7 protein-coding genes are annotated in these 4,064 nt (G+C 63.8%); all 7 read right to left on the bottom strand.

All coding sequences use genetic code 11. The features are described from left to right. Positions 1-513: hypothetical protein (locus JWQ89_RS17890; protein WP_299643168.1), on the bottom strand; the 513-nt coding region annotated here is incomplete at its 3' end. Positions 514-571: 58 nt separating this feature from the next. Then, positions 572-1,855: a phosphoadenosine phosphosulfate reductase family protein gene (locus JWQ89_RS17885; protein WP_299643166.1), complete on the bottom strand. Its 1,284-nt coding sequence runs from the start codon at positions 1,853-1,855 to the stop codon at positions 572-574. Positions 1,856-1,913: 58 nt separating this feature from the next. Beyond that, on the bottom strand, positions 1,914-2,132 hold the full coding sequence (locus JWQ89_RS17880) for a hypothetical protein (protein WP_299643164.1): 219 nt from the start codon (positions 2,130-2,132) through the stop codon (positions 1,914-1,916). After that, the gene (locus tag JWQ89_RS17875; RefSeq protein ID WP_299643162.1) at positions 2,129-2,386 is read right to left on the bottom strand and encodes a hypothetical protein; all 258 of its coding nucleotides are present in this window, start codon (positions 2,384-2,386) and stop codon (positions 2,129-2,131) included. The genes JWQ89_RS17880 and JWQ89_RS17875 overlap by 4 nt, the downstream gene beginning before the upstream one ends. Beyond that, a complete protein-coding gene (locus JWQ89_RS17870) occupies positions 2,383-2,601 on the bottom strand; it encodes a hypothetical protein (protein ID WP_299643161.1) in 219 nt (72 codons plus the stop codon). The genes JWQ89_RS17875 and JWQ89_RS17870 overlap by 4 nt, the downstream gene beginning before the upstream one ends. After that, positions 2,598-3,065, bottom strand: a complete 468-nt coding sequence (locus JWQ89_RS17865) for a hypothetical protein (RefSeq protein ID WP_299643159.1) — start codon at positions 3,063-3,065, stop codon at positions 2,598-2,600. The genes JWQ89_RS17870 and JWQ89_RS17865 overlap by 4 nt, the downstream gene beginning before the upstream one ends. Continuing rightward, on the bottom strand, positions 3,065-4,064 hold a 1,000-nt coding region (locus JWQ89_RS17860), incomplete at its 5' end, for an AAA family ATPase (RefSeq protein ID WP_299643157.1). The genes JWQ89_RS17860 and JWQ89_RS17865, both read right to left, overlap by 1 nt.

The following is a 4,064-nucleotide window of genomic DNA, read 5'->3' as shown; positions in this document are numbered from 1 at the left end:
CGCATCTCTCACAGCCTCGATGGCTGCCAGCGCCACTTTACCCATCTGCTTCGTTGCTTCTTCCGTCGATTGGATTGCGGCCAACGCAATGTCTCGATTAGCGGCCATAGCCTCCCTGTTGGCCTCGATGGACCGGCCCAGCAGTTCCAGTGCCTTGTCGTCTTGGGGCGTTCCTGCGAGGCGCGAGAGAATGTAATTCACAATCTTCTCCACTAAGTCTGCCGGAGGAACTTCGAGGACAAGCGGCAGAGCCGGTATGATCGTCTGCAGCACCGCCCAGACCGAATACGACCCCGGCCTCGCCGGCTCTGTCATTACACGAAATGCAAGAGAGGGAGTTCGGTTCACGTATTCGGCATGGATTGCGATGTGGCTGGCAACGCCAATAAGCCGGGCTGCTCCCTGCAGAGATTGACCAAGCTGGGCCATGTCGATCCGATTTCGGTTCGCGTCCAGGCCGCTGTAGTGAATGTGGATTGGCGCGATGAATCGCGCTTCTTGCTCTTCGGCCATTTGTGCGTGCCCCCCCAGCACATTTTGCACGCATTGGGCGCATAGGAGGCTTCGGAGGTCAAACCGTTCCTCGACCCTGCCCATCGGCCTCCGGCAAGGCTCGACTGCCTGGCAACAGACCAGGCGGCGGCACCCCACCGGCCGCCAGCTCGGTGGTCAGGAACATGAAGGGCGCGCGCAGCTCGAGGCCGATGGTCTGGAGGTCCGCCATATAGGCCGCCGCCTTTTCGGGATGATGCTTGGCGAGATAGGCCGCCCGGCCTTCGTCCCAATAGGCCGAGCAGGTCGCGCACTCCGGACCTTTGGAAACGCCCCCTTCGTAGTAGCGTGCAATCGGGGCGCCGACGTCGCGAAGGTAGGAAAACACCTCCTCGTCAGACCAGGCATTGAGGGGAAACCACCGCTCGATGTCCCCGACGGTCACGGTGCTCTGGCCCGGCTGCATCCCTGCCATCATGCGGGTAGCGTCGCCGCCAGGATCTGAAGCCTTCGTGCCGATTATCTCGAGGGTGACGCCATCCGCGCGCGCCCGCTCAAATATCGGCTCCCACAGGCTGGCGCGGCAGCAGGCGAACCGATCTACGAGTGTTACCCGGCCACCCTCTTTGAAGGCACGGCCAAACGGTGTGCAGGACCACGGCACGATGTCGGACGGCAAGCCATTCTCACGACGCCAAGCCCGCGAGTCGGTGTTGAGTCGGACGAACGACGGCACCATGGCTTCAACAGCTGCCACGACTTCAACTGTCTCCGGCAGCAGGTCGCCAGCATCGGCATGATACACCGTGAGCCGGTCCCAGAACGGTCGCAGCATGTAGACCAGCGCCAAGCTGTCTTTGCCGCCACTGAACATCAGCCCAATGCGTTCGTGCCGATCCAATGGGGACACGTCGACCAACGGCATGGACTTGATGCCAACGTGTGGCGCCGAAAGCGCGCCCACGAACGTCAGGACGTGTTGGCCGCCCTCCACTGGGCCGGCGATACCGACGTTACCGGGATCGTGGACGATGCTAGCACCGCAGGCAACGACCGCATGAGGCATCCCGTTGGCGCCCATACCCCCCACGATGTAGTGCACGCCCGGGTTCATCGGGCCCAGGCATTCAAGGATCGTGGGCAACGGCAGCTTGAGCACCATGATGATGGGCTGCAGTCCCCTCGCCGACAGCCATGCCCGCTCATCGTCCCGCCATTCTGGTTTGGTCGCTCTGTCCTGAATGAAGTGCGGCACCTGGGCGGTTTGCAGCTCTAGGATGGAGGCCAGGCAGGCACGGTAGCAGTCGCCCCATCGGCCATTTGCCGGATCGTGCTGGTTTGGACTGCAGTCGACGGGGATCATTGCTCGCCTCCCGCTCGCGCGCGCGTACTGCGGCGAAAAGCCCTAGCTTTGGCAGGAGTCACGGTATTTCCCCCGCAGCAATCTGCCTATGAAGCTCATCGCGCTCCTCCTCAGAAGCATCGCGGAGCCGGTCGGCAAGCGCCGGATCCGTCTTTCGTACTAATCGTATGATTAGGGCATGCAGCGCTGCATCGGGTATCTGCTCAAGGTCGCGAATCCAATCCGTCCGGCCGTGGTCCATCCGCTGCATCCGCCGTGTCAGCGCAACGATGCTCATGCGCAGCCCTCAACCCGGCACCGTTCAACCCGAGCCCGAGCGGCGGTGAGGCGGTCGTGCATTTCCCGATCGGCCCGGTTCGCATCCGGCGGCAGGGGCGGCATAGGCGCCATGGGCGGCGAGCCAGCATTTCCAGTCCGGTGCCAAGCCTTCGCCCGCTGGCCGGCATCCTCGAGGGCGATCAGCATTGCGGTGGTATCCATGCCTGTTCCTTTCAGGTTGTTCAGACGTCGTTGAAGGGTCGCGATGCTCATGCTGCCGCCCTATGCGGGGAAACAATCGATCGCAGGATAATCACGTCATCATCGCTGGGCGCCGGCAGGTCGGGATTCTCAACACGCCAGCGCCCAATGGCGGCCTCTGGTGTATCGCCGTCCTCCTCGACAATGAGTCGAATCACCCGCGGAGCCTTAGCTGCAGCCGGCCTCGCCTTCTCCAGCACGTCGAGTCGCTTTCTGATGGTTGTCATTTCCGCTCCTGTTCCAGCGCGGCGATCCGCGCCTCTAGATCGACGGTTTCAACGGCCTTGCGTTTGATCTCGAGGACGCCCGCCGCGGCGTTCGCCTCCTCTGGTGTGATAGAGCCGTCAGCCATCGAAGCAGCGACGATCCCGAGGGCGGCCACGATGTCGGCCGGCGTCGTCAGTAGCGGCAGGTCCAGTGCGACGGGGCGGCCCTTCCGGGTGGGCCAAACGCGGCTCAACACAAGTTCGGCCGCGCGCTGATCGCCGTTCTTTGCGAGATCGATCTGCTTTCGCAGTACGTCCGCCGCGTCATCGTCGGCCAGCTTGTCGAGCAGCAGCGTAGCCTTGTTCCGGCTCCCCGCCCGCCGGCCAGGCCCTCCGGCATTTCCTTGCTTGAAGCGGGTATCACTTGCCGATTTCTTGCCGTCATTGGACGGGGGCTGGCCTCCCGCCCGCTTCTTCGCGGTCATCAGTGCATGCCCCCGTCGTCAGTTATGGTCAGGCGGGCGGTGTTCTGGTCGTAGATACCCTTCACCGCTCCCGGCGTGCCCAGCTCGCGGTAGTAGCGGCTCTTCACGACGGCGATTTCCGCCTCGTTGTCGCCGGTCTTCCGCCAGATCATGACGCCAAGATCAGCCTTGTTCGCCCAATTGGCCGAGTCCGCGATGTCGTAGAGCGTCGGCTTCGGATACTCGCCGTCCCTGTTGCGCTGCAGCTTGGTCGGGTGGGCGACGACGGCGACATGCACCCGACGCTTGCGGGCAAACCGCTTGATCCGCTCGATCGCGACGCCCGTGTATTCCGTCGCTGTCATGCCGTTGGGCCGCTTGTGCTCGAGGGCGTTCCACGGGTCGATTACGATGGCGAAGGGATCGAACCGGGTAACCGCCGCACCCAGCATGTCGAGCAGCCAGTCCAAAGACGCTTCGGTGTCATCGTCGGGAACGAGAAACCGGAAGTGCTCATCGATCCAGCCGTCCGCAGCAGCCTTCTCGGCGGGCGACATCAGGAACTCGGGCTTTCCCGCGTGGAAGGTCCGCAGGCTGGCGCGGTGATCGGGCTTGCTGCGCTGCTCGAAGCTGGCCCAGATGGTCTTGAAGCCGCGGGCCAGTGCGAGACGGCAGAAGACTTCATTGGCGAAGGTGGTTTTGCCGGCGCCGGGCACGCCGCTGATGATGGTCAGGTCACCACGTCGAAGGCGCATGTGCTCGTCCAGCCCGACGATGCCCGTCCCAAAGGCCGGATTGAGCGGCGGCTCCGGCAACTCGCTCATGCTGTAGAGGCCCGGCATCGCGTACCATCGGGCCCGCCCGATGGTCTCCTGGACGCCCCGCGCCTTGTACGCCCGAAGAGTGCCGGGCAAGTCGGAGCAGCCTTGCGGGTACGTCACCCACTGGCAGCGGACGGCGCCGATCGTGTCCGCGATGTTGGCTCGCAGCGCCTGCCCGTGTTCGTCATCGAAGGTGCAG

The organism is Devosia sp. (genome assembly GCF_028290645.1).
Taxonomy (GTDB): Bacteria; Pseudomonadota; Alphaproteobacteria; order Rhizobiales; family Devosiaceae; genus Devosia_A.
Note: the sequence above shows the minus strand (reverse complement) of the source record. Positions and strands in the feature narration are given on the sequence as shown.